Here is a 24,939-nt window from a genome sequence, read left to right on the forward strand (position 1 = left end):
TTTCGCGGCGGAACGTCCCGCCATGCCCGTGTCGTCTACCGATCCCGATCGCGCAAAAGGCGGAAAGGGCACGGGAAGATGCCGCGATTACAATGCCCCGGCTGACCCGTACGGATTCGACGCCATGCACGAAGCTCTTGCCAACCTGCAATTGATCACGCTCACCCCCTGGAAGCTCATCGGCCTGCTCGGCACGCTCCTGTTCACCGCGCGCTGGTTCGTGCAGTTCTACGCCACCAAGCGGCAGAAGAAGGTGGTGGTGCCGATGTCGTTCTGGTACCTGTCCGTGGCCGGCAGCGTGCTGACCCTGGCCTACTTCATCTGGGGCAAGAACGATTCGGTCGGCATCATCCAGACCGCGTTCCCGATGTTCGTGTCCATCTACAACGTGTTCTCGCACCTGCGCCACCGCCGGCCGGAAACGGTGCGCCCGGGTGGCCCGGAAGAGACCTGAGCGAACGGGTTGCGTCGGCTTTGCGTCATCCCGGCGCAGGCCGGGATCCCGTGGCGATGATGTTCTTTGTCGCCGGACGCTTCTAAGGACAGCTTCTAAGCGGCTACGCAAAGATGCTGCGCAGTCGTCGCTGGATGACTCGCTGCGTTCGCCCCTCCGCGGCGTTCTCCGCACGCTTCGCGCTCCGTCGGGCCTGCGCCGGGATGAAGTTGTGGCGAAGCCGCGCGATCTGGTGACGGCAGCCGCTCAGTCCGGGTCGTAATCCAGGTTCGGCGCCAGCCAGCGCTCCGCTTCCTCGCGCGTCCAGCCCTTGCGCTTCGCATAGTCCTCGACCTGCTCGCGCGTCAGCCGGCCCACCACGAAGTACTGGCTGCCGGGGTGCGAGAAGTACCAGCCGGACACAGCCGCGGTGGGATACATGGCGAAGCCCTCGGTCAGCTCGATCCCGGCATTCGCCGTGGCATCGAGCAGCTCGAACAGCGTGGCTTTCTCCGTGTGGTCGGGGCAGGCCGGATAGCCGGGCGCGGGGCGGATGCCGCGGTACTTCTCATCGATCAGCGCGTCGTTGTCCAGCGCTTCGTCCGGCGCATAACCCCAGAATTCGCGCCGCACGCGCTCGTGCATGCGCTCGGCGAAGGCTTCGGCAAGGCGGTCGGCGAGGGCTTTCAGCAGGATCGACGAGTAATCGTCGTGCGCGGCCTCGAAGCGGGCCACGTGTTCTTCGATGCCGACGCCCGCGGTCACCGCGAACGCGCCCACCCAGTCGGCCTTGCCGGCTTCCTTGGGCGCGACGAAGTCGGCCAGCGAGAAATCGGGCCGGTCGATCGGCTTGTCGGCTTGCTGGCGCAGATGATGAAGCACGGCGAGCTTGCGGCCGTCGTCCGCATAGAGTTCGGTGTCGTCGCCGACCCGGGCGGCGCGCCAGAAGCCGATCACTGCGCGCGCCCTCAGCCAGCGCTCCGCCACGATGCGGTCGAGCATCGCCTGCGCATCGCGGAACAATTCCGTCGCCTGCGCGCCGACGATCTCGTCCTGGAGGATCGCCGGGTAATGGCCGGCCAGTTCCCAGGCCTGGAAGAACGGCGTCCAGTCGATGTACCGGCGCAACTCGGCCAGGTCGTAGTCGTCGAACACGGTGACGCCGGGCTTGCGCGGCTGCGGCGGCTCGTACGCCGCCCAGTCGCAGGTGAAGCGCTGCGCGCGCGCCTTCTCCAGCGGGACCAGCGCCTTGCCGGAGCCGCGGTTGCGGTGGCGGTCGCGCACTTCCGCGTACTCCGCGCGCACCTTGGCCATGAAGGTGTCGACCAGGTCCTTGCTCACCAGCGACTGCGCCACGCCCACGGCGCGCGAGGCGTCCTTCACCCATACGGTGGGCGCTTCGTAGTGCGGGTCGATCTTCAGCGCCGTATGCGCGCGCGAGGTGGTGGCGCCGCCGATCAGCAGCGGAATGGTGAAGTTCTGCCGTTGCATCTCGCGCGCGACGTGGCTCATTTCCTCCAGCGAGGGCGTGATCAGGCCGGACAGGCCGATCAGGTCGGCGTTGTGCTCGCGCGCGGTATCCAGGATCTTCTGCGCCGGCACCATCACGCCCAGGTCGATCACCTCGAAATTGTTGCAGCGGAGTACCACGCCGACGATGTTCTTGCCGATGTCGTGTACGTCGCCCTTCACCGTGGCCATTACGATGGTGCCGTTGTTCTTGCCCATGTCACCGGTGCGCAGTTTCTCCGCCTCGATGTAGGGCAGCAGATAGGCCACGGCCTTCTTCATCACGCGGGCGGACTTGACCACCTGCGGCAGGAACATCTTGCCGGCGCCGAACAGGTCGCCGACCACGTTCATGCCATCCATCAGCGGGCCTTCGATCACGTCCAGCGGGCGCGTGGCCTGCTGCCGGGCTTCTTCCGTGTCGGCATCCACGTATTGGTCGATACCGTGGACCAGCGCGTGGCTCAGGCGCTCGCGCACGGGTTTTTCGCGCCACGCGAGGTTCTCGGTGACGACTTCGCCCTTCTTCGCCTTGAAGCGGTCGGCGATCTCCAGCAGGCGTTCGGTCGCATCGGGGCGGCGGTTGAGCACCACGTCCTCGACGCGGTCGCGCAGTTCCTCCGGCACCTCGTCGTAGATCATCAGGGCGCCGGCGTTGACGATGCCCATGTCCATTCCCGCCTTGATGGCGTGGTACAGGAACACCGAATGGATCGCCTCGCGCACGGTGTTGTTGCCGCGGAACGAGAAGGAAACGTTGGAAACGCCACCGGAGACATGGCTGAGCGGGAAGCGCCGTTTCAGCTCGCGCGTGGCTTCGATGAAATCCACCGCGTAGTTGTTGTGTTCCTCGATGCCGGTGGCGATGGCGAAGATGTTCGGGTCGAAGATGATGTCTTCGGGCGCGAAGTCGAGCTGCTCCGTGAGCAGCCGGTACGCGCGCGAACAGATTTCCACCTTGCGTTCGCAGGTATCGGCCTGGCCCGTCTCGTCGAAGGCCATCACCACCACCGCGGCACCGTACTGCTGCACCTTGCGGGCGTGCTCGAGGAAAATCTCCTCGCCTTCCTTCATGGAGATCGAGTTGACGATACCTTTGCCCTGGAGACAGCGCAGGCCGGCTTCGATCACGGTCCATTTGGACGAGTCGACCATCACCGGCACGCGTGCGATATCGGGCTCGGCGGCGATCAGATTCAGGAAGCGCGTCATCGCCGCCTCCGAATCGATCAGGCCTTCATCCATGTTCACGTCGATGATCTGCGCGCCGCTGGCGACCTGTTGGCGCGCCACCTCGACGGCTTCCTCGTAGCGCTCTTCCTTGATCAGCTTGCGGAACTGCGCGGAGCCGGTGACGTTGGTGCGTTCGCCGACGTTGACGAACAGCAGGTCCGGCGTGATGACCAGCGGTTCGAGGCCGGACAGACGGGTGTGGCGGATGGTCATCGGGTCAGGCGGCTTGAGCGGTGTCGTCGGTGGAGTGAAGTGCGCGCGGCGCGCAGCCGCGCACGGCATCGGCGATGGCTTGGATGTGCGCCGGCGTGGTGCCGCAGCAGCCGCCGACCAGGTTGAGCAACCCCTCGCGGGCGAAGCCGCCGATCACCGCGGCCATCTGCTCGGGCGTCTCGTCGTATTCACCGAAGGCGTTCGGCAAACCCGCGTTGGGGTGGGTGCTGACGAAGCAATCAGCGACCGTGGCGAGCGTCTGTACGTGCGGGCGCAGGTCGGCCGCGCCCAATGCGCAGTTGAGCCCCACGCTGAGCGGGCGGGCATGCGCCACGGAGTAATAGAACGCTTCCGCGGTCTGGCCGGACAGCGTGCGGCCGGAGCGGTCGGTGATCGTGCCGGAGATCATCACCGGCAGGCGCGCGCCGCGCTCGCGGAACAGCTCGCTGAGCGCGAACAGCGCGGCCTTGGCGTTGAGCGTGTCGAAGATGGTCTCGACCATGATCAGGTCCGCGCCGCCGTCCATCAGGCCGCTGGCCGCCTCGGTGTAGTTGGCGGCCAGTTCCTCGAAGGTGACGTTGCGGAAGCCCGGGTCGTTGACGTCCGGCGACAGCGATGCCGTGCGGCTGGTCGGGCCCAGCACGCCGATGACGAAGCGCGGCTTGTCCGGCGTCTTCGCCGTCCAGGCGTCGCAGGCGGCACGGGCAAGCCTCGCACCTTCGAGGTTCAGCTCGTAGGCCAGGTGCTCCAGGTGGTAGTCGGCCTGGCTGATACGCGTGCTGTTGAACGTGTTCGTCTCGACCAGGTCGGCGCCGGCTTCGAGGTAGGCCTCGTGTACGCCGCGGATGATGTCGGGCTTGGTCAGCGTGAGCAGGTCGTTGTTGCCCTTGAGGTCGCAGCCCGGATGGTCGTGATGATGCTCGTGCGAGCCGTCGCGGCCTCCGGCGAAGCGTTCGCCGCGAAAGCCTTCTTCGTCGAGCCGGTGGCCTTGCAGCATGGTGCCCATGCCGCCGTCGAGGATGAGGATGCGTTCGCGCAGCGCGGCTTGAAGCGCGGCGACGCGTTCGGGGTGGAGCCAGGGCAGGGCGCTCATGCGCGGTCTCCTTACGGCTTGCGTGCGAGCAGGCTGATCACCTCGAAATGAGGTGCCTTGCGCTCGCGGCTGAGACGGGTGCAGCTGATGACTTCCAGGCCGGCGCGGCGCGCGTGGCCGGAAAGCTCGTCCTGCGAGAAACCCAGGTTGCGGTGGTCGAATGGCTCCACCACGGCGCGGTGGTCATGCTTGCCCAGCGTCACGGCGAGCAGGCGGCCACCCGGGCGCAGCAGGCGCGAGGCCTCGGCCACGGCTTTGGCGGGATGCTCGGCATAGGTGAGGGCGTGCAGCATCAGCACAAGGTCGAAGCGGCGCTCGCCCAGATCCAGCGCGTGCATGTCGCCCTGGCGCACCTCGACGTTGGCGAATGGCTTCAGTCGCTGCGCCGCCGCTTCCGCCACGCGCTCGCTGGAATCGACGCAGACGATCGAGCGCGCATGCGGCGCCAGCAGCTCGGCGGTGATGCCGTCGCCGGAAGCGATGTCCAGCACGTCGCCGGTTTCCAGCAGCTGGAGCAGCGAGCGCGCCAAGGTTTCCCAGGTGCGGCCGGGCGAATAATGGCGCTCCATGTCGCCGGCGACCGTATCGGCCCAGCCGGCCTCGCTCGCGCGCTGCGCCAGCACGGCGGGCAGGCGCGCGGCGTCTTCGCGCAGCAGGGCGTCGTCGATGCTGTCGCGCAGGGAACGGATCAGGTCATGCTGGCGCTCGTCGCCCTCGGCATTGGCGCGGTAGTAGGCCGATACGCCGGCGCGGCGGTCGCGCACCAGTTCGGCTTCCTTGAGCTTGGCCAGGTGGGTGGAGACGCGCGGCTGCGCCAGGCGCAGGACGGCGGCGAGCTCCGCCACGGTCAGTTCCTCGCGTTCCAGCAGGGCCAGCAGGCGCACCCGCGTGGGGTCGGCCAGCAATCGCAGGACGCTGGAGGCGGTGGCTAGATCCACGCTGCATCCTTATATCGCGATAGAGAGATGCGTAAGGCTAGGGCGGGCGGCGTGGGGCGTCAAGAGGCGGAAGACCGCTGCGGTAGCGGCGGACGTTTGCATGCGGTGCGGGTGCGAACGGCAGTTCGCCGTGCCGTGCGCTCCTGAGCTTTCGCGAGACGCGCAGTCGCGCTCGTGCGGCACTCTGGCGATGCGATCGGCCCCCCTCTCTGTTGCAGCGCACACGGGCCTTTTTCACCTGCCCGCTAAAATGTCCGGCTCGCCTCATTCTTCTGCCCCGTTTCCGGAGTTCCCCATGGATTTCAGCTTTACCGAAGACCAGCTGTCGATTCAGTCCATCGCCCGCGATTTCGCGCAGAAGCGCATCGTGCCGGTCGCCGCCGAACTGGATGCCAAGGGCGAATTCCCGTTGGACAACATTCGCGAGATGGGCCAGCTCGGCCTGATGGGCATCGAGGTGCCGCACGAATACGGTGGCGCGGGCATGGACCCGATCGCCTACGTGCTGGCGATGATCGAGATCGCCGCGGCGGATGCGGCCACCTCGACCATCATGTCGGTGAACAATTCGCTGTTCTGCAACGGCATCCTCAAGCACGGCACGGAGGAGCAGAAGCAGAAGTTCGTACGCGCCATCGCGCAGGGCGAGGCGATCGGCGCCTATGCGCTGACCGAGCCGCAGTCCGGTTCGGATGCGTCGGCCATGCATACGCGCGCCACCAAGAACGCGAACGGCGACTGGGTCATCAACGGCAAGAAGAGCTGGATCACCTCCGGCCCGGTGGCGCGCTACATCATCCTGTTCGCCATCACCACGCCGGGCATCGGTGCCAAGGGCGTGTCGGCCTTCCTGATCGACACGCAGCTGCCGGGCTTCCACGCCGGCAAGACCGAGCCCAAGCTCGGCATCCGCGCCTCGGCCACCTGCGAGATCGAATTCACCGACTATGTGTGCCCGAAGGACTGCCTGCTGGGCGATGAGGGCAAGGGCTTCTCCATTGCGATGGGCGTGCTCGACGCCGGCCGCATCGGCATCGCTTCGCAGGCGGTGGGCATCGCCCGCGCCGCGTACGAGGCCACCCTGCAGTGGTCGCGCGACCGCAAGGCGTTCGGCCAGGCGATCGGCAGCTTCCAGATGACCCAGGCCAAGATCGCCGACATGAAGTGCAAGCTCGACGCCGCCACGCTGCTGACCCTGCGCGCCGCCTGGACCAAGGGGCAGGCCGAGAAGAACGGCGGCCGTTTCGGCACCGAGGCCTCCGTGGCCAAGCTGGTCGCTTCCGAGGCGGCGATGTGGATCGCGCACCAGGCGGTACAGATCCATGGCGGCATGGGCTATTCCAAGGAAATGCCGCTGGAGCGCTACTTCCGCGACGCCAAGATCACCGAGATCTACGAAGGCACCAGCGAGATCCAGCGCCTGGTGATCGCACGCGCGGAGACCGGGCTGCGCTGAGGTCTCTAGCAAGCGTCGAACGGGAACGCCCGGCGGGCGACCGCCGGGCGTTTTCTTTGGGGCGCCGGAAAGAAAAAGCCCCGGCCTTGCGGCCGGGGCTCCGGTAGTGCGAGTGGCGATCAGTGCCCGCGTCGCGGGTCCGAATCGAACGGCTTCATATCGCCGTCGCCGCCGCCGTGATGCGGCAGGTTGCGTGATGCCTCATCGAGCTTGTCACCCAGCGCACGGCGCACTACCACGTAGAACACCGGGATCAGCAGCAGGCCGAGGAAGGTGGCGAACAGCATGCCGCCGATCACGCCCGTGCCGATCGAGTGGCGGGAGTTCGCACCCGCGCCGGTGGAAATCGCCAGCGGGAACACGCCCAGGATGAACGCCATCGAGGTCATCAGGATCGGACGCAGTCGCAGGCGGGAGGCCGTGACCACCGCATCGAACAACGACTTGCCCTGTTGCTGCTGCTCGACCGCGAATTCCACGATCAGGATGGCGTTCTTCGCCGCCAGACCGATCACCGTGATCATGCCGATCTTGAAGTACATGTCGTTCGGCAGGCCGCGCAGCATGGAGAACACCACCGTGCCGAGCAGGCCCAGCGGCACTACCAGCAGCACCGCCACCGGGATCGACCAGCTCTCGTACAGCGCCGCGAGGCAGAGGAACACGATCACGATCGACAGCACCAGCAGCAGGGTGGCCGAGTTGCCCGCCAGGATTTCCTGGTAGGACTGGCCGGTCCAATCGGCGCCGAAGCCCTTGGGCAGGTCGTTGTCCACGATGTTCTGCAGCGCCGCCATGGCCTGGCCGGTGGAGTAGCCCTTGCCTTCGCTGGCCACGATCTCGACCGCCGCATAACCGTTGTAGCGGGTCAGGGCGGGCGAGCCGGTGCCCCAGTCGGAATGCACCACGCTGGAGATCGGGATCATGTTGTACGGATTGGTTGCCGAACGCGTCGTGCCGTTCGTGCCCGCGTTCGCCAGCGAGCTGGGCGAGAACACGTGCTGCAGCGCATCCGGCCCCATGCGGAAGGGCTGGTCGGCCTGCATGTAGACGCGCTTCACGCGGCCGCCGTACACAAAGTCGTTGACGTAGATCGGTGCCAGGGTGAGCTGGATCGCCGTGTATACGTCGCTGACCGAAAGACCCATCGACTCGGCCTGCACGCGGTCCACCTTGATGTCCCACAGCGGGGCATCGGGCAGCGAGTTCGGGCGCGTGCCCAACAGCGCCGGGTTGCCCTGGGACTTGCCCAGCACCATGCCCATGGCCTGCATCAGCTCGCCGTGGCTCTGGCCGGCGCGGGCCTGCAGGTACATGTCGATGCCGCCGAACTGGCTGAGGCCGCGGATGGTCGGCAGGTTCACCACGAAGATCTGGGCGTCGCGGATGCCATGCAGCACGCCGTTGGCCTGCAGGATCAGCTCATCGGCCGTGATCTTTCGCTCGCTCCAGTCCTTGAGCTTGATGAAGGCCATGCCCGCGCTTTCGCTCTGGCCCACGAAGCTGAAGCCGCTGATCTGGTACATGCCGACGATGGAGTCGTTCAGCGGGCTGTTCTTCAGGCGCTCGCGCATCTCGGCCATCACCTGCTCGGTGCGCTTGATGGTGGCGCCCGGCGGCAGGTTCACGATGGCCAGCGCGAAGCCCTGGTCTTCGCTGGGCACGAAGCTGGTGGGTAGCTTGGTGTACAGGAAGCCGGCGAGCGCAGCGATCAGCGCGAACATGATCATCCAGCGCGGCGCATGCCGCGCGGCACTGGAGATGTGGCCGCTGTAGGTGTGGGTGACCCAGTCGAACATGCGGTTGAAGCCGCGGTACACGACGTTCTTCTTCTCGTCGTGGGTCGGCTTCAGCATGGTGGCGCACAGCGCCGGAGTGAACGACAGCGCGAGGAAGGCCGAGAAGCCCATCGACACCGCGATGGTCAGCGCGAACTGCTTGTAGATCACGCCGGAGGCGCCCGCCTGCAGCGCGGACGGCACGAACACGGCCGCCAGCACCACGGTGATCGCCACCACAGCGCCAGTGATCTGGCTCATGGCCTTGCGGGTGGCCTCCTTCGGCGGGAGGTGCTCCTCGGTCATGATGCGTTCGACGTTCTCGATCACCACGATCGCGTCGTCCACCACGATGCCGATCGCCAGCACCATGCCGAACAAGGTCAGCTGGTTGATGGTGAAGCCCAGCCCGATCAGACCGATGAAGGTACCCAGCAGCGCGACCGGGATCACCAGGGTGGGGATGATGGTGGCGCGGATGTTCTGCAGGAAGATCAGCATCACCAGGAAGACGAGGATGATCGCCTCGACCAGGGTGTGCACCACTTCATTGATCGACACCTTCACGAACGGCGTGGTGTCGTACGGCGCGAACCAGGACACGCCCTGCGGGAAATCCCTGGCCAGTTCGTCCATCTTGGCGCGCACGGCGGTGGCCACGTCGAGCGCGTTGGCGCCCGGCAGCAGCTGCACGCCGAGGCCACCCACGGGCTGGCCGTTCCAGGTCGACACCAGGCCGTAGGTCTGCGGACCGAAGGACACGCGGGCCACATCGCTCAGGCGCACCACGGTGCCATCGCTGTTGGCGCGCAGGATGATGCCGCCGAACTGCTCGGGCGAGGAGAAGCGGCCTTCCGCCGACACCGTGGCGGTGAAGCCCTGGTCGGCCGGGGCCGGGTCGGCGCCCAGCGAACCGGCGGCGAACTGCACGTTCTGCGCCGCGACGGCGTCGCGCACCGCGCTGGCCGAGAGACCGTAGCCCTGCAGCTTGTCCGGATTCAGCCAGATGCGCACGGCGTACTCGGCACCGATCACGCGGGTGCTGCCCACGCCGGGGATGCGGCCGACCTGGTCGGCCACCTGCGAGGCAATGATGTCGGCCAGGCGGTTGCCGTCGATCTCCGGGTTGGTGGAGACCAGCGACACGAACATCAGGAAGTCCGGGTTGTTCTTCGCCACCACCACGCCCTGCTGGGTCACGGCGGTGGGCAGGCGCGGCTGGGCCAGCGAGACCTTGTTCTGCACCTGCACCTGGGCGATGTCGGGATTGGTGCCCGTCTCGAAGGTAAGGGTGATGGTCGCCGAGCCGTTGGCGTTGGAGGAGGAGCTGAAGTACAGCAGGTGATCGATGCCGGTGAGCTGCTGCTCGATCACCTGGGTGACGTTCTTCTCCACCGTATCCGCGTTGGCGCCGGGGAAGGTCGCCGACACCACCACCTGGGGCGGCGCGATGTTGGGGTAGGACTCGATACCCATGTTCAGCATCGCAATCGTGCCGACCATGGTGATGAGGATCGCTACCACCCACGCGAAAATCGGGCGGTCAATGAAAAAACTGGGCATGTCGATCGACTCCCGTCAGTGCTTGCCGGCCGCGGGCTGAGCGCCCGGCGCACCGTTCGGCGGAGCGGCGTCCTTGCCCGGCGTCCACGGCGACGCCTTGGCGGGGGCGCCCGGCTGCACGGCCTGGAGGCCCGACACGATCACCTGGTCACCCGTGGCAAGGCCCTGGGTGACGATCCAGTTGCCATTGCTCAGGTCGTTGGCGGTGATGTTCTTGCGCTCGACCTTGCCCTCCTGGTTCACCACCAGCACGTAGGCACCGGCGACGTCGCGGGCGACGCCCTGCTGCGGCACCAGGAACACGTTCTTCTGTTCGCCCAGGTTCGCCTTGATGGTGACGTAGGTGCCCGGCAGGAGGCGCTTGTCCGGGTTGGCCAGCTGCGCGCGCAGGCTCACCGTGCCGGTGGTCGGATCGACCGTGGCGCCGGAGAAGTCGAGCGTGCCCTGCTGGTCGTACTTGCTGCCGTCCGGCAGCACGATCTGCACGGTGGTCTTGTTCGGATCGCTGAGGGCGACATTGCCCGCGGCCTGGGCGCGACGCAGGCGGTCCAGGTCGGAAGCGCTGACGGTGAAATTGACGTACAGCGGATCGAGCTGGTCGACCGTGGTCAGCAGGGTCGAGCTGGCACCGGTATCGGCGCTGCCGTTGCCCACGATGGCGCCTTCGGTGACCTGCTGCTGGCCCGCGCGGCCATCGATCGGCGCGGTGACGCGGGTGAAGCCGAGGCTGATGCGCGCGCTTTCCACCGCGGCCTGCGCCTGCTTCACCGCGGCGGCCGAGCTGCGCTCGCTGGCTTCGGCGGCATCCAGGTCGGCCTGCGAGACATAGCCCTGCGGACGCAGCTGGCGCGTACGCTCGGCGGCCTTGTGGGCGTTGGCGTAGGTGGCCTGCGCCGAAGCGAGATTGGCCTGGGCGGAATTCAGGTTGGCCTGGTAGACCGAGGGATCGATCTCGAACAGCACCTGGCCCTTCTTGACGTCCGTGCCTTCCTCATAGACCCGCTTGAGCAGCACGCCGGCCACGCGGGCCCGCACGTCGGCGCTGCGGAAGGCGGAGAGGCGTCCCACCAGGTCCTTGTTGAGCGGAGCGGAGACCGGCTGGGCCTTGACGACACCCACTTCAGGGGGCGGCATCTGGGGCGGGCCTTGTTCCTTCTTGCCTCCGCAGGCGGCCAGCGCCAGCAGGCCAAGGCACAACAGGGGTGTGCGCAATGACGAGGACTTCATGGGGACTCCATTTATAGGTATCGGGTGTGCGGGTCTCGCCGATCCCCGGATCGGCCGCCAAGCGCGTAGCTTTCCGTGGCGCAACATGCCTGCCTAGTGCCGCTCGTCCCGCTTGTGGCGGAGCGACGGCTGTGAACAACGCATGTGGCGCTCCAGACCGGCAGCGGGCTTGACTATACCGGCCAGTTTACAATTTGCTTTGACGAATGGTCTAGCCCTGAATTCTTCGTGTTTTCCTCGCGAAGAGAGCGTGACGGGGTGTGAGGTGGACCGTGCGGCCGCGCATGGTCGCAGCTCCGGCTGGTATCGAGCGCCGGCCGGACTCCACCTTTTCCCGCCTTGGCCTGCCGGTTGCCATCGACGGCACTCGGCGGTGGCGAAAAGCAAAGCAGATACGCGCATGCTGCGACGCAACGGTCTTGGGCCCACGGATGGCATCCGAACGCTCCTTTGATGCGCGCATGCCATGACGCCGACGTGACATCCATGCGACGCATCGAGTCCATGTGCGCATCGCTTCGCTGCGCATGGCGCATGCACATCAGGCGCGCGCACGTGCGCACAAGCTCGATTACCGAACCGCACGCTGAAGTGATTGCCGCAATGCAGGTGGCTATCCCCCGGGGGCGAGCGTATCCTTTTGCGGCTTTTCTGCCCCACCTCCGTCCCACCACAAAATAGATGCCATGAACGCGATTCGTGCGGCCAGCGATAAACCGATCCAGGCGGAAGTTCTGGAAGAACTGAAAAAGAGCGGATTCCCCACCCAGCGCCTTGATGAGGCGCAATTTTTTATCAGCGCTTTCTTTGCTCGCGCCGCCGCGAGCGACGTGGAGCTGCATACCGCGGCCGAATGGGCCGCGCTGATCGCGGATCTGCTCGGCTTCGCGCAGCAGCGCCAGCCCGGCCGCGCCTCGGTGCGCGTGATCAACCCCCAGACCGGTCATGCCGGCCGCAGCGTGGTACAGATCGTCACCGACGACATGCCGTTCCTCGTCGACACGGTGAGCATGATCGTGTCCGCCAAGCTGCAGATCCACGCGGTGATCCATCCCGTGGTGAAGACCGCGCGCGATGCCTCGGGCCGCTTGCAGCGCCTGGGTACGGACGACGGCGCGCCCGAGTCCGTCATGCATTTCGAGATCGACCGCCTGGCCGACGAGGCGGAAATGGCGCAACTGAAGGCGCAGGTCGAATCCTCGCTGGAGGACGTACGCGCCGCCGTGGCCGATTGGGCCCGCATGCGCGACAAGGCGCTGTCCATCGCCGACGACCTGCCCAACCGCCAGCTGCCGCTGAACGCCGAATCGGTGCAAGAGGCTGCCGAATTCCTGCGCTGGCTGGCCGACGACAACTTCACCTTCCTCGGTTACCGCGAATACGAAGTCACCCAGGCCGACGGCGACGAAGTGCTGCGCTCGATCGAGAGCTCGGGCCTGGGCATCCTGCACAAGCAGGAACGTTCGATGGCCCCGCGCTCGCTGCGCAGCCTGGTGGCCAGCGAGCTGCCGCAGTCCGGCTCCACCGACGCGATCATCCTGACCAAGACCAATGCGCGCTCGCACGTGCATCGCCCCGGCCACATGGACTACGTCGGCGTGCTGCGCTTTGACGCCAACGGCAAGCCGGTCGCCGAGCACCGTTTCCTGGGCCTGTTCTCCTCCAATGCCTACATGGCGCGTCCGCAGGACGTGCCGCTGGTGCGCCAGCGCGTGGAGGCGGTGCTGCAGCGCTCCGGCCTGAAGCGCGATTCGTACTCGGGCAAGTCCCTGCGCAACATCCTCGAGACGCTGCCGCGCGACGAGCTGTTCCAGAGCAACGAGGACGAGCTGTACGCCACCGCCCTCGGCATCCTCGACCTGCGTCAGCGCGCCCGCACTCGCCTGTTCGTGCGTCGCGACCGCTACGGCCGCTTCTTCACCTGCATGGTGTTCGTGCCGCGCGAGCGCTTCAACACCACGGTGCGCGAGCGCATCGAAGGCCTGCTGCGCGATGCGCTGCACGGCGAACAGACCGATTCCTCCGTACTCATGGGCGAAGCCGCGCTGGCGCGCCTGCACATCGTGGTGCGTCCGAAGATCGGCGATCACGTGAACTTCGACGCCGTCGCGCTGGAGCAGGGCGTCGCCGCCATCGTGCGCAACTGGCACGACGACCTGCGCGACGCGCTCTGCAAGCTGATGGGCGACCACGATGGCGTGGTGCTCGCGAACCGCTACGGCAAGTCGCTGCCGGCCGGCTACGTGGAAGACGTGCTGCCTGCGGCGGCCGCCGAGGACGTGCGCCAGCTGTCCCTGCTGAAGGGCGACGACGCGGTGCGCATGTCCTTCTATCACCCGGAGCAGCGTCCGGAAGAACTGCGTTTCAAGGTCTATCGCAGCGGCACCGACATCGCGCTGTCCGAAGTGCTGCCGCAGCTGGAGAACCTCGGCCTGCGCGTGCTCACCGAGCACGTCTACGAAGTGAAGACCGGCGGCACGCCGCTGTTCATCCAGGACTTCGAGGTGCAGCCGGTCGGCAACCTCGCTTTCACCGTGGAGCAGGTCGGCTCGTTGTTCGAGGATGCCTTCGAGCACATCTGGCGCGGCAACGCCGAGAACGACGGCTTCAACCGTCTGGTGCTCGGCGCCAAGCTGAGCTGGCGCCAGATCGCCATGCTGCGCGGCTACTGCAAGTATCTGCTGCAGACGGGCGTGGCGTTCTCGCAGAACTACATGGAAGACGCCTTCAACCGCTATCCGGCCATCGCCGGCCTGCTGGTGGAGCTGTTCCTGGCCAAGTTCGACCCTCGTCGCGAGGGCCTGTCGGCCGATGAGCTGAAGAAGGCCGGGGAGGCGCTCTCGGGCGAGATGCGCGCGCTGATTCCGGAAAGCGTACGCACCGCGCATCCGGCTCTCATCGATGGCCTGGTGGCCGCGCTGTCCGCGCCGCGCGCCGAGCAGGGCAAGGTAGTGGAGGAAACCATCGGCGTGCTGCTGGAGAACGTCTCCAGCCTGGACGACGACCGCATCCTGCGCAGTTTCGTGGCGCTGATCCGCGCCACTTTGCGCACCAGCTTCTTCCAGCAATGGGAGGGCGCCTACCGCGGTTACATCAGCTTCAAGTTCGATTCGCACCGCGTGCCCGACTTGCCGAAGCCCGTGCCGTACCGCGAGATCTTCGTGAGCGCGCCGCGCGTGGAAGGCATCCACCTGCGCTTCGGTGCGGTGGCGCGCGGCGGCCTGCGCTGGTCCGACCGACGCGAGGATTTCCGCACCGAAGTGCTGGGCCTGGTGAAGGCGCAGATGGTGAAGAACACGGTGATCGTGCCGGTGGGTTCCAAGGGCGGCTTCGTGGTGAAGCGCCCGCCCGTCGGCGGCGATCGCGACGCGCAGCTGGCCGAGGGCATCGCCTGCTATCGCATGTTCATCAGCGGCCTGCTGGACATCACCGACAACCTGGTGGAAGGCAAAGTGGTGCCGCCGCATGACGTGGTGCGCCACGACGCGGACGATCCGTACCTGGTAGTGGCCGCCGACAAGGGCACGGCGACGTTCTCCGACATCGCCAACGCCATCTCGCTGGAGCACGGCTTCTGGCTGGGCGACGCATTCGCCTCGGGCGGCTCCAACGGCTACGACCACAAGGGCATGGGCATCACCGCCAAGGGGGCGTGGGAATCGGTCAAGCGCCACTTCCGCGCGCTCGGCCGCGACAGCCAGACGCAGGACTTCACCTGCGCGGGCATCGGCGACATGTCCGGCGACGTGTTCGGCAACGGCATGCTGTTGTCGCGTCACATCCGGCTGGTCGCCGCGTTCGACCACCGGCACGTCTTCCTTGACCCGAACCCGGACGCGGAGCGTTCGTTCGTGGAACGCGAACGCATGTTCAAGTTGCCGCGTTCGAGCTGGGACGACTACGACAAGTCGCTGATCTCGGCGGGCGGCGGCATCTACCCGCGTACGCTCAAGGCCATCCCGGTGTCGCCCGAAGTACGCGCCGCGCTTGGCATCAAGGCCGAGGTGACCCAGATGGCGCCGAACGAGCTGCTCAACGCCATCCTCAAGGCACCCGTGGACCTGCTCTGGAACGGCGGCATCGGCACCTACGTGAAGGCGGCGAGCGAGAGCCATGCCGACGTAGGCGACCGCGCCAACAACGGCCTGCGCGTCAACGGCGCGGAGCTGCGCTGCAAGGTGGTGGGCGAGGGCGGCAACCTGGGCTTCACCCAGAAGGGCCGCATCGAGGCTGCCCAGCACGGCGTGCTGCTCAACACGGACTTCATTGACAACTCCGCCGGCGTGGATACCTCCGATCACGAGGTGAACATCAAGATCCTGCTCGATGACGCCGTGCAGCGCGGCGAGCTGGACACCGCCGCGCGCAACCAGCAATTGGCCGCAATGACGGACGAGGTCGGGCAGCTGGTGCTGTGGGACAACTACCGCCAGAACCAGGCGATCACCTTGATGGAGCACCAGTCGGTGCGCCGCCTGGGTTCGATGGCGCACTTCATCCGCCAGCTGGAGAGCGAAGGCCTGCTCGACCGCCAGGTCGAGAACCTGCCCAGCGAGACGGAGCTGACCGAACGCAAGGCACGCGGCCAGGGCCTGACCCGTCCGGAGCTTTCGGTGCTGCTGTCGTACGACAAGATCAAGCTGTACCAGCAGCTGCTCGACTCCGACGTGCCGGAAGACCCGTACCTCTCCAAGGAGCTGGTGCGCTACTTCCCCGAGCCGCTGCACGACAAGTACGCCGAGCACATGCAGCGCCATCGCCTGAAGCGCGAGATCATCGCCACCGCGGTGACCAACTCGACGATCAACCGCATGGGCGCCACCTTCATGATGCGCATGCAGGAGGACACCGGGCAGGGGCCGGCGGCCATCGCCAAGGCTTACACGGCCGCGCGCGAGATCCTCGGTGCGCGCGATCTGTGGGCGGAGATCGAGGCGCTGGACAGCAAGGTGGCCGAGAACACGCAGATCGACGCGATCCTGCAGATCTGGTCGCTGCTGCGCCATCTCACGCGCTGGCTGCTCAACCGTCCGGGCGGCACGCTGGAGATCGCCGCGAACGTGGAGCGCTACCAGGCCGGCGTCACCGCGCTGCTGGAGGCGCTGCCCGACGCACTCACCGAAACCGGCAAGGCCGACTTCTCCACCAGCCAGGAGAAATGGGACGGCATGGGCGTGCCGGCCGACCTCGCCGCCCGTCTGGCCCGCGTGCCCGAAATGCGCGCGATGCTCGACATCGTGGAAGTCTCGCAGCAGAGCGGCGAGCCGATCGCCAAGGTCGCGAGCGTGTTCTACGAGCTGGGCGAGGCCCTTGGCCTGGAATGGCTGCGCAAGCAGATCGAGTCGCTGCCGGTGGAAGGCTACTGGCACGCGCAGGCCCGCGGTTCGCTGCTGGACGAGCTCAATCACCAGCACCGCGCACTGGCCTTGCAGGTGCTGGCGATGACCGGGACGAGCAAGGACGCCTCGCCGGTGCAGGCATGGCTGCAGCGCGACGACCTCACGCTCAAGAACACCCGCAACATGCTGGCGGAGATCAACCAGAACGCCGACTACCCGACCGCGTTGGTCGCAGTGCGCCGCTTGGCCTTGCTGGCGGCGGTGCCAGTGAATCCGTAAGACCGTCCGATCCGCCGCTCCTCCGTCGGAGCGGCGGATCGCCGGAATCATGCATGAGCGAAGGGCGCGGACCGGAGACGGTCTTGCGCCCTTCGTCCATCTACGCTCAACTGGCCGCCCACCCTAGCCGCCGCATGCCACCCATGGCCTACACCTTCGTCGCCAGCGAGACCTCGATCGCCCAGCAGGCCCGTCGGAAACTGGTCGATCGCTATGGCGACATCCCACCGGAGCAGGCGGATGCGATCGTAGCCCTGGGCGGCGATGGCTTCATGCTGCGTACCTTGCATGCGTACCGCCATCTGGGGCGGCCGGTGTACGGCATGAAGCTGGGGCGCGTCGGCTTCCTGATGAACAAGCATCGCGTGGACGACTTGCCGGGACGCATCGAGCGCGCTCATGCGGCGGTGCTTTTTCCGCTGGAGATGGACGTGGTCTGCGCCAAGGGGGAGACCCACCATGCGCTGGCCTTCAACGAGGTGTCCCTGTTGCGCCAGAGCAATCAGGCCGCGCACCTGGAAGTGAAGCTCAACGAGGCGGTGAAGCTGGAAACGCTCGTGTGCGATGGCATCCTGGTTTCCACCCCGGCCGGTTCCACGGCCTACAACCTCTCGGCGCACGGACCGATCCTGCCGCTCGATGCCAACGTACTGGCGCTCACGCCGATCAGCCCGTTCCGCCCGCGACGCTGGCGCGGCGCGATCCTTCCGCATCGCACCCAAGTCAGCCTGCGGGTGATCGATCCGAACAAGCGGCCGGTCAGCGCCACCGCCGATTTCCATGAGGTCCGCGACGTGCGCGAGGTCACCGTGAAGCAATCGGATGGCCCCGGCGTGCGCTTGCTGTTCGATCCGGAACACAATCTGGAGCAGCGGATCCTGGACGAGCAGTTCGCGCAGGATTGACCACCGTCCGCGCAGTCGGAGAGCCGCCGCAGCGCCGGCACCGGCAGCCGTTTCCGCGGTTTGCTAGATTGCGGGCATCCGCTTCGCACGGAACGCCATGACCACCATGCCCAACGATGCCCACGATCCCGCTTCTGCCAGCGACAACCGGCTGGTGGTGGCGATCTCCTCGCGCGCCCTGTTCGACCTGGGCGACAGCCACGACCTGTTCGAGCGGGAGGGACTGGACGCGTATCGCGCTTTCCAGATCGACCACGAGAACGAGATCCTCAAGCCGGGCGTGGCGTTTCCGCTGGTGCAGAAGCTGTTGGGCCTCAACAAGCTGGCCGGCGATGTGCCGCCGGTGGAGGTGATCCTGCTGTCGCGCAATTCGGGTGACACGGGGCTGCGCATTTTTAACGCGATCCAGCATTACGGCCTGGATATCAGCCGCGCCGCGTTCACCAGCGGCGCGCCGACCTCGGATTACATCGCGCCTTTCAAGGCTGACCTGTTTCTCTCCGCCAATGCCGAGGACGTGGGCCGTGCCCTTGCCGCCGGAGTAGCCGCAGCAACCATTCTTCCTTCCGTGGCACCGCCGCGCGCGACCGAGCAGTTGCGCATCGCCTTCGATGGCGACGCAGTTATCTTCGGCGACGAAGGCGAGCGCGTATCCCGCGAGGAGGGGTTGGAAGCGTTCCACCGCAACGAGCGTGAGCGGGCGGAAGAATCGCTATCGGTCGGGCCGTTCCGCGGCTTCCTTACCGCGGTACATCGACTGCAGGCCGCTTTTCCGGCGGAAAGTTCACCGATCCGTACGGCCTTGGTCACCGCGCGTTCCGCGCCGGCGCACAAGCGGGTGATTCTCACGTTGCGGCGCTGGGGCGTGCGCATCGACGAAGCCTTGTTCCTCGGCGGGCGCGACAAGGGGCCGTTCCTGGAAGCCTTCGGCGCTGACATCTTCTTCGACGATTCGCCGGCCAACGTCGAATCCGCGCGCAAGTACGTGGCTGCGGGGCACGTTCCGCATGGCGTCAGCAATCGCTGAGCGCGCAAAAAACCGCCCGGGTCGGCGCTCCGGGCGGCAAGTGTTCCCGTCGGGTAGGGAGCGAGGACGCTACGCGACTACTCGTCCTCGTCGTAGAACTCGTCGGGCAGCTCGAGATCTTCCCCTTCTTCCTCATCGTATGGGTCCGGCCAGGGCCGGTTTTTTCCCGCCATGCGCGCGGCGGGGCCTTCGTCCATTTCCCAGAATCGCTGCGTGCTTCCCATAGCGCTCATTCCAGCCCCTGGTTTCCCCGAGGCGCGGGCCTGCCCGGCGGGCAGCAGGCCGCAAGTACACGTTGAGCCGTAAAGCCAGGGTGGAAAAGACGCAAAAAACACCTTGCGGCGACGCTGGCGCGGATTAGAGGCAGCCCGTCAGCCCTTCATACAGCGTCGTGCTGGTGCCGGGGAGCGTCGCCCACAGCGGCCTGGAGCCCTGCAGGGCAGCGACTAGTTGCCGCGCGTCCGTGCCCGGAGCGAGCGGGCTGGCGCATTGCCACTGATGGACCGCCGACCGGACCTTGCCGGTATCCGGATCCACTTCCTCGGAGCTGGCGGCGAACACGAAGCGGCATTCACCCACCTGGCCGGTCGTGGTATTGGCCGAGCAGGTGTACCTGAGGGCTTCGAGATTCGAATATTCCCCCTCGCAGAAGGTATCGCCGCAGATGTCGTCGAAGTTCACCTTCAGCTGGTAGATCACCCCCAGCCAAGCATCGCGTTCCTGCCAGGTGGGCAGGTAGCTGTGCATGTCGACGTAGGCAGGTGTTTCGGTCGTGGAGCGCGTCATGGCGGCGTGCGCGTCGCCATGGGGCAGTCCGAAGGCGAGGCACGCGATGGCCGTGCACGAGGCCAGCAGGGAGCGAATGGTCATGGGTTCTCCTAGCGAAGATGCGCCCGATCGGCGCATGACCATTGAGCGATATCGGCCCATGCCTTCGCTGCCGGCCGATGCGACCGCGTTGCGTAGGCTCAGGCCGGCAAGGAAACGAGGAAAAGCCGCGCGTCTTGTAGGCGTGGCGCGGCTACACCAGCCGCGTTCGCCGCCACCATGAAGTGACCTGGCCTTCGCGCACGAGCGTGAACAGGCCGGAGCCGAGGATCAGCGCGATGCCGATGAGCATGGGCCAGTCCAGGTGATCGCCGAACAGCCAATAGCCGAAGCCGATGGCCCACAGCATCTGGCTGTACTGGGTGGGCGCGACGCGGTTGGCGGGCGCGTGCTGCGTGGCGAGCATCAGGAGCACGCCGGCCAACCCGGCGAGCAGGCCATAGCCGGCCAGGAGCAGCCATTGATGGAAGCTCGGCCAGACGAAGTCGGACAGCATCAGCAAGCCGCCGACCAGCAGCGGCCCGATCACGCCGGCGCCGTAAAGACTCAGCCGTTTTTCGTGCGCTCCGGCCATGCGCAGCGCGACCACCGATACCGCTCCTGACAGACCGCACACCATCGCGGCCAGATGTCCGCCGCTGAGCGCACGAAACCCCGGACGCAACACCACCAGCACACCCACGAAACCCGCCACGACGGCGGACCAGCGGCGCCAGCCGACGTGCTCCTTGAGGAACAGCACGGAAAGCAGGGTCACGAAGATCGGCAGCAGGAAGATCAGCGCGAACGCTTCCGCCATCGGCAGCGCGGTGAAAGCCATCACCGCGGAGATGTTGCTGATCGCCCCCGATACCGCCCGCGTCCACCACAGCACCGGCTTGCGGGCCTTGAACACCTCGATCCAGCGATCCCCCGGCTTGCGGATGAAGGGCAGTGCCGAAAGCATCAGCACCGCACCGAAGAACACGGCCTCATAGGCAGGCAGCGTTCCATGCAGCGATTTCACGAAGGCATCGCTGATCGCGTAGGCCGCGTAGCAGGCGAAGCCCAGCAGAACACCTTTGATCATGGGGATGATCCGGAGGGACGGCGGGGGAGGCAGGCATGGTCCCACAGTCGTGGCGATCAATGACACTCGGCGGATGTCATTGCCGTTGTCCAGCTTGGTTTGGTGAGTTGGGGTGGCGGCGTTGTCGCGAGCACTCGCCTCTCATCTGCTGTGGCCGGAGGGAGTTTTCGTGGGACCGGCATCTTTTCCCTGGAAGGGGGAAGAGATGGGGCTATGGCACTTTATTCTGCGCGCTCTCCGTTCCGGTGAGAGAGCTACGGAGCGGTGATGCGGTGAGCTTTTGGGGAACTAGGCGTGAGGCGTCGCTTCATCGACGCGTTCCCGCGAGCCCCCGCCCCTCATCCCGCCTTCTCTCCCACGGGGACTACCTACGGGTCGCCCGGAGGGGAGAAGGAGAAGTGAATACCGAGGCAAGCAAAACAAAAACAAGAGCGAGCGAAGCGACGCTCCGTGTCGCTCTTGATCTTCCGGGTTCCCTTCGCGGCGGTGAGGGCTGGACGATCAGGCCCGCGAAGCGGGGCGGGGGCAGGACGCCCCCGCCTTTTCGATCAGGGCATGGATGCCCTGTCGAAAAGCCCGGCCAGCCCTCAACGCACCCGCAGCAGCGAAGGCTGCGGAGGGCGCCGCGCAGGGGGCCCTTCTTCTTGGTTAGGCGGTCTCTAACATCAAGTGCACCACCCCCACGACACGGTGATGCATGGGACAGCATTACAGCCATCTGAGCGCCGAAGAACGGGGCGCGATCATGGTGGGCAAGGCACGCGGCGAGAGCGCTCGGCAGCTGGCACGGCTGCTAGGCCGTTCGGCTAGCACGATTTCCCGGGAATTGGCGCGTAATGGGCACCGCGAACCGGCGGAGCGTCCGCGCATGGGTCGTCCGACACTTGGCTATGACGCCCGCCGTGCCGGTGCGCGGGCTCGACGGCTCGCGCGCAAGGCACGCCGACGGCGCAAGCTACATCGTGATGGGGTCTTGTGGCCCCTGGTGCGCCAGCTGTTAGCGCGCCGCTGGTCACCGCAAGAAGTGAGCCGCACACTGCGCCGGCAGCATCCTGACGAGCCGGCCAAACACGTGTCCCATGAGACGATCTACACCGCGATTTATGCCATGCCGCGTGGCGAACTGCGGCGTGAGCTGGTGGCCTTGCTGCGCCAACACAAGTGCGCACGCCGTCCGCGTGGCCAAGGGGCGAACCGGCGCGGCCGCATGCAGGATCTGCCGAGTATTCATGACCGCCCGCCGGAGGCCAACGAGCGCCTGTTACCAGGCCATTGGGAAGGCGACTTCCTCAAGGGGGCGCGTAACCGATCGTCGGTGGGGGTGCTGGTGGATCGACGCACTTTGTTCCTGAAGCTGGTCAAGATGAAGGGGTGTTCGGCCCAGGAGGCGCTGGAGGGCTTCAGTCGCGCCTTCCAGGGCGTGCCGCCGGAGCTTCGCCAGACACTGACCTATGACCAGGGCAAGGAAATGGCGCTGTACAAGACCTTGTCCGAACGTACCGGCTTGAGCATTTATTTCGCCGATCCGCGCAGCCCCTGGCAGCGGGGCATCTGCGAAAACACCAACGGCCTGCTGCGGCAGTACCTCCCTAAAGGCACCGATCTGTCCGTGCATAGCCAGCGAGCGCTGGATGCCATCGCTCAGGAGATGAACCTTCGGCCCCGAGCCACCTTGGGCTACCACTGTCCGGCGGAGATGTTCATGCGTGCCATGGGGCACGATGACCTCGCTCAGGCCATCGATGATGCACTTCTAGATTGACACCGCCTTACTTCTTCTTGGGCAAGCAAGAAGAAGTAACTCGCTCTCCGGCAGGAGAGCGAAACCCTCGCCCCAACGGGGCGAGACACGACTGGCGACCACGTCGCGACAATCGAGCGATATCGCCCCTGGGTTCCGGCCCACGCCGGAATAACGAGTAGGTAAGGGCAAGGCGACCCTGAGCGCCCGAATGGGGTTCGCAAACTCACCCCAACCTACGCACTCCGCCCAGCCAGCGGCGGGATGACGCCATAGAAAGGCAAGGCGGCCGCCAAGCAGGCCATGAGGCGACAACCGGGTCGGGTCGCTAGGGCTGGGCGCGCGACGCCAAGAACAAACATCCAGCCGTTCAGGCCCCCAGCCGGCACCCCCGAAAAGACCCACCGCCCACGGCGCCCAGGTCAATCCCTACTCACGAGGCCCCGCCTGCAAGCCCCCTGCAGGCCACCCTCACAGCCCCCCACCTAACTACCCCCCAAGTGCTGCACCTCGTCATGACCCACCCCGAGCCCCCCGGCTAGAATCGAAAACTTCCTACCCACCGCACGGAACATACGCATGTCCGCCCGCCTGAACCCGCTCGACCTGTACGACGTCCGCTCGCTGCTCACCGACGAGGAGCGCATGGTGCAAGACACCGTGGGCCGGTTCGTGGACGAGAGGGTGCTGCCGGTCATCGGCGATGCGTTCGACCAGGGGCGGTTTCCCAAGGAACTGATTCCGGAGATCGCCGGCCTTGGCCTGCTGGGTGCCACCATTCCCGAGAAATACGGCTGCGCCGGCATGAACGGCGTCAGCTACGGCCTGATCTGCCAGGAACTGGAGCGCGGCGACTCGGGCCTGCGCAGCTTCGCCTCGGTGCAGAGCTCGCTATGCATGTACCCGATCTACGCCTACGGCACGGAAGAGCAGAAGCTGCACTACCTGCCCAAGATGGCCGCCGGCGAAATCATCGGTTGCTTCGGCCTGACCGAGCCGCACGGCGGCTCCGATCCGGCCAACATGAAGACCAACGCCAAGAAAGACGGTGGCGACTGGGTCATCAACGGCGCCAAGATGTGGATCACCAACGGCAACCTCGCGCACATCGCCATCGTGTGGGCGCAGACCGAGGACGGCATCCAGGGCTTCATCGTGCCGACGGACACCGCGGGTTTCACCGCGCAGGAAGTGCACAAGAAGATGAGCCTGCGCGCCTCGGTCACCTCGGCGCTGTTCTTCGACAACGTGCGCGTGCCGGAAGCCAACCGCCTGCCGAACGTGAAGGGTCTCAAGGGCCCGCTGGGCTGCCTGACCCAGGCCCGCTACGGCATTACCTGGGGCCCGATCGGCGCCGCGCAGGCCTGCCTGAAGGAAGTGCTGGACTACACGCAGGAGCGCGTGCTGTTCGGCCGCCCGCTGGCCTCCAATCAGGCCGTGCAGATCAAGCTGGCCGAGATGGCCCGCCGCATCACCATGGCGCAGCTGCTGTCGCTGCAGCTCGGCCGCCTGAAGGATGCCGGCGCCATGCAGCCCACGCAGGTTTCGCTGGCCAAGTGGAACAACTGCCGCATGGCCATCGACATCGCGCGCGAATGCCGCGACATCCTCGGCGGCGCGGGCATCACCACGGAGCACGTCGCCATCCGCCATGCGCTGAACCTGGAATCGGTCATCACGTACGAGGGCACCGAAACCGTGCATCAGCTGGTGGTCGGCCGCGAGCTGACCGGCATCAACGCGTTCTGAGATGGCCAAGCCCCACACCAGCTGGGTCGACCTGCGCATCGAGACCGAACGGCTGATCCTGCGTCCGCCGCGCGACGAGGACTTCGATGCCTGGGCGGCCAACATGGCCGATGCGGAATCCGCGCGCTTCATCGGCGGGCAGCAGCCGCGCGCGGTGGCATGGCGCGGGTTCCTGACCATGGTGGGCGCGTGGGCGATCCAGGGCTTCGGCATGTTCTCGGTGATCGAGAAAAGCAGCGGCCAATGGGTCGGCCGGCTCGGTCCGTGGCAGCCGGAAGGCTGGCCGGGTCCGGAAGTGGGCTGGGGCCTAGCGCGGTCCGCATGGGGCAAGGGCTATGCGGCGGAAGGGGCGGCCGCGGCCATCGATTGGGCCTTCGATCATCTCGGCTGGACCGATGTGATCCACAGCATCGATCGAGAGAACACCGCCTCGCAGGCGCTCGCCATGCGGCTTGGCTCGCGCAACCGGGGCCCGGGACGCTTGCCCGAGCCGTTCCAGGACGTACCCATCGATATCTGGGGCCAGACCCGCGAGGAGTGGCGCCGGCGCGCCTGAGGA

Annotated in this window: 16 protein-coding genes; 8 read left to right on the forward strand and 8 right to left on the reverse strand. The window is 66.4% G+C overall.

Annotated elements, in window-relative coordinates; translation table 11 throughout:
• Positions 1 to 124: 124 nt before the first annotated feature.
• Positions 125 to 454, forward strand: coding sequence for a lipid-A-disaccharide synthase N-terminal domain-containing protein (locus RKE25_RS08955; protein ID WP_311841889.1), 330 nt, complete (start codon positions 125 to 127; stop codon positions 452 to 454).
• Positions 455 to 700: 246 nt separating this feature from the next.
• Here the strand turns inward: RKE25_RS08955 and metH are convergent, their stop codons facing one another.
• The 3 genes from metH to RKE25_RS08970 are packed head-to-tail and all read right to left on the reverse strand — an operon-like array spanning position 701 to position 5,419.
• Complete coding sequence (gene metH / locus RKE25_RS08960) at positions 701 to 3,388, reverse strand: methionine synthase (protein ID WP_311841890.1); 2,688 nt, start codon at positions 3,386 to 3,388, stop codon at positions 701 to 703.
• A gap of 4 nt (positions 3,389 to 3,392) precedes the next feature.
• The gene (locus tag RKE25_RS08965) at positions 3,393 to 4,481 is read right to left on the reverse strand and encodes a homocysteine S-methyltransferase family protein (RefSeq protein WP_311841891.1); all 1,089 of its coding nucleotides are present in this window, start codon (positions 4,479 to 4,481) and stop codon (positions 3,393 to 3,395) included.
• 11 nt (positions 4,482 to 4,492) lie between these two features.
• Positions 4,493 to 5,419: a metalloregulator ArsR/SmtB family transcription factor gene (locus RKE25_RS08970; RefSeq protein WP_311841892.1), complete on the reverse strand. Its 927-nt coding sequence runs from the start codon at positions 5,417 to 5,419 to the stop codon at positions 4,493 to 4,495.
• A 295-nt stretch (positions 5,420 to 5,714) separates the two neighbouring features.
• Here RKE25_RS08970 and RKE25_RS08975 point away from each other — a divergent pair, with 295 nt between their 5' ends.
• Entirely contained in the window at positions 5,715 to 6,875 is a 1,161-nt protein-coding gene (locus RKE25_RS08975) for an acyl-CoA dehydrogenase family protein (RefSeq protein ID WP_311841893.1), read from the forward strand.
• A 119-nt stretch (positions 6,876 to 6,994) separates the two neighbouring features.
• On the opposite strand, the gene RKE25_RS08980 is transcribed toward RKE25_RS08975, so the two are convergent.
• Both RKE25_RS08980 and RKE25_RS08985 read right to left on the reverse strand, forming a co-directional pair.
• Positions 6,995 to 10,216 carry an efflux RND transporter permease subunit gene (locus tag RKE25_RS08980; protein WP_311841894.1) on the reverse strand — a complete coding sequence of 1,074 codons (3,222 nt, stop codon included), beginning with the start codon at positions 10,214 to 10,216 and terminating at the stop codon, positions 6,995 to 6,997.
• A 15-nt stretch (positions 10,217 to 10,231) separates the two neighbouring features.
• Positions 10,232 to 11,443 (reverse strand): efflux RND transporter periplasmic adaptor subunit, encoded by a 1,212-nt coding sequence (locus RKE25_RS08985; RefSeq protein WP_311841895.1) that lies wholly within the window; start codon positions 11,441 to 11,443, stop codon positions 10,232 to 10,234.
• A gap of 686 nt (positions 11,444 to 12,129) precedes the next feature.
• Between RKE25_RS08985 and RKE25_RS08990 the strand changes: the two genes are divergently transcribed.
• The 3 genes from RKE25_RS08990 (at position 12,130) to RKE25_RS09000 (ending at position 18,993) form a co-directional block, all read left to right on the forward strand.
• Entirely contained in the window at positions 12,130 to 17,061 is a 4,932-nt protein-coding gene (locus RKE25_RS08990) for an NAD-glutamate dehydrogenase domain-containing protein (RefSeq protein WP_311841896.1), read from the forward strand.
• Between the two features lie 143 nt (positions 17,062 to 17,204).
• Positions 17,205 to 17,966 (forward strand): NAD kinase, encoded by a 762-nt coding sequence (locus RKE25_RS08995; protein WP_311842365.1) that lies wholly within the window; start codon positions 17,205 to 17,207, stop codon positions 17,964 to 17,966.
• Between the two features lie 97 nt (positions 17,967 to 18,063).
• Positions 18,064 to 18,993 carry a 5'-nucleotidase gene (locus RKE25_RS09000; RefSeq protein ID WP_311841897.1) on the forward strand — a complete coding sequence of 310 codons (930 nt, stop codon included), beginning with the start codon at positions 18,064 to 18,066 and terminating at the stop codon, positions 18,991 to 18,993.
• A gap of 77 nt (positions 18,994 to 19,070) precedes the next feature.
• Here RKE25_RS09000 and RKE25_RS09005 read toward each other — a convergent pair whose 3' ends face one another.
• From RKE25_RS09005 to RKE25_RS09015, 3 genes are all read right to left on the reverse strand, one after another.
• A complete protein-coding gene (locus RKE25_RS09005) occupies positions 19,071 to 19,217 on the reverse strand; it encodes a hypothetical protein (protein ID WP_311841898.1) in 147 nt (48 codons plus the stop codon).
• A 133-nt stretch (positions 19,218 to 19,350) separates the two neighbouring features.
• A complete protein-coding gene (locus tag RKE25_RS09010) occupies positions 19,351 to 19,863 on the reverse strand; it encodes a hypothetical protein (RefSeq protein ID WP_311841899.1) in 513 nt (170 codons plus the stop codon).
• A 151-nt stretch (positions 19,864 to 20,014) separates the two neighbouring features.
• On the reverse strand, positions 20,015 to 20,890 hold the full coding sequence (locus RKE25_RS09015) for a DMT family transporter (RefSeq protein ID WP_311841900.1): 876 nt from the start codon (positions 20,888 to 20,890) through the stop codon (positions 20,015 to 20,017).
• A gap of 697 nt (positions 20,891 to 21,587) precedes the next feature.
• Between RKE25_RS09015 and RKE25_RS09020 the strand changes: the two genes are divergently transcribed.
• The 3 genes from RKE25_RS09020 to RKE25_RS09030 all read left to right on the forward strand — a co-directional run bounded on the left by RKE25_RS09020 (position 21,588) and on the right by RKE25_RS09030 (position 24,936).
• Positions 21,588 to 22,652: an IS30 family transposase gene (locus RKE25_RS09020; RefSeq protein ID WP_311838249.1), complete on the forward strand. Its 1,065-nt coding sequence runs from the start codon at positions 21,588 to 21,590 to the stop codon at positions 22,650 to 22,652.
• 558 nt (positions 22,653 to 23,210) lie between these two features.
• Positions 23,211 to 24,380: an acyl-CoA dehydrogenase family protein gene (locus RKE25_RS09025; protein ID WP_311841901.1), complete on the forward strand. Its 1,170-nt coding sequence runs from the start codon at positions 23,211 to 23,213 to the stop codon at positions 24,378 to 24,380.
• A 1-nt stretch (position 24,381) separates the two neighbouring features.
• Positions 24,382 to 24,936 carry a GNAT family N-acetyltransferase gene (locus RKE25_RS09030; RefSeq protein WP_311841902.1) on the forward strand — a complete coding sequence of 185 codons (555 nt, stop codon included), beginning with the start codon at positions 24,382 to 24,384 and terminating at the stop codon, positions 24,934 to 24,936.
• The last annotated feature ends 3 nt before the right edge of the window (positions 24,937 to 24,939 follow it).

This window comes from Dyella sp. BiH032, assembly GCF_031954525.1.
In the GTDB taxonomy this organism is placed as follows: Bacteria; Pseudomonadota; Gammaproteobacteria; order Xanthomonadales; family Rhodanobacteraceae; genus Dyella_D.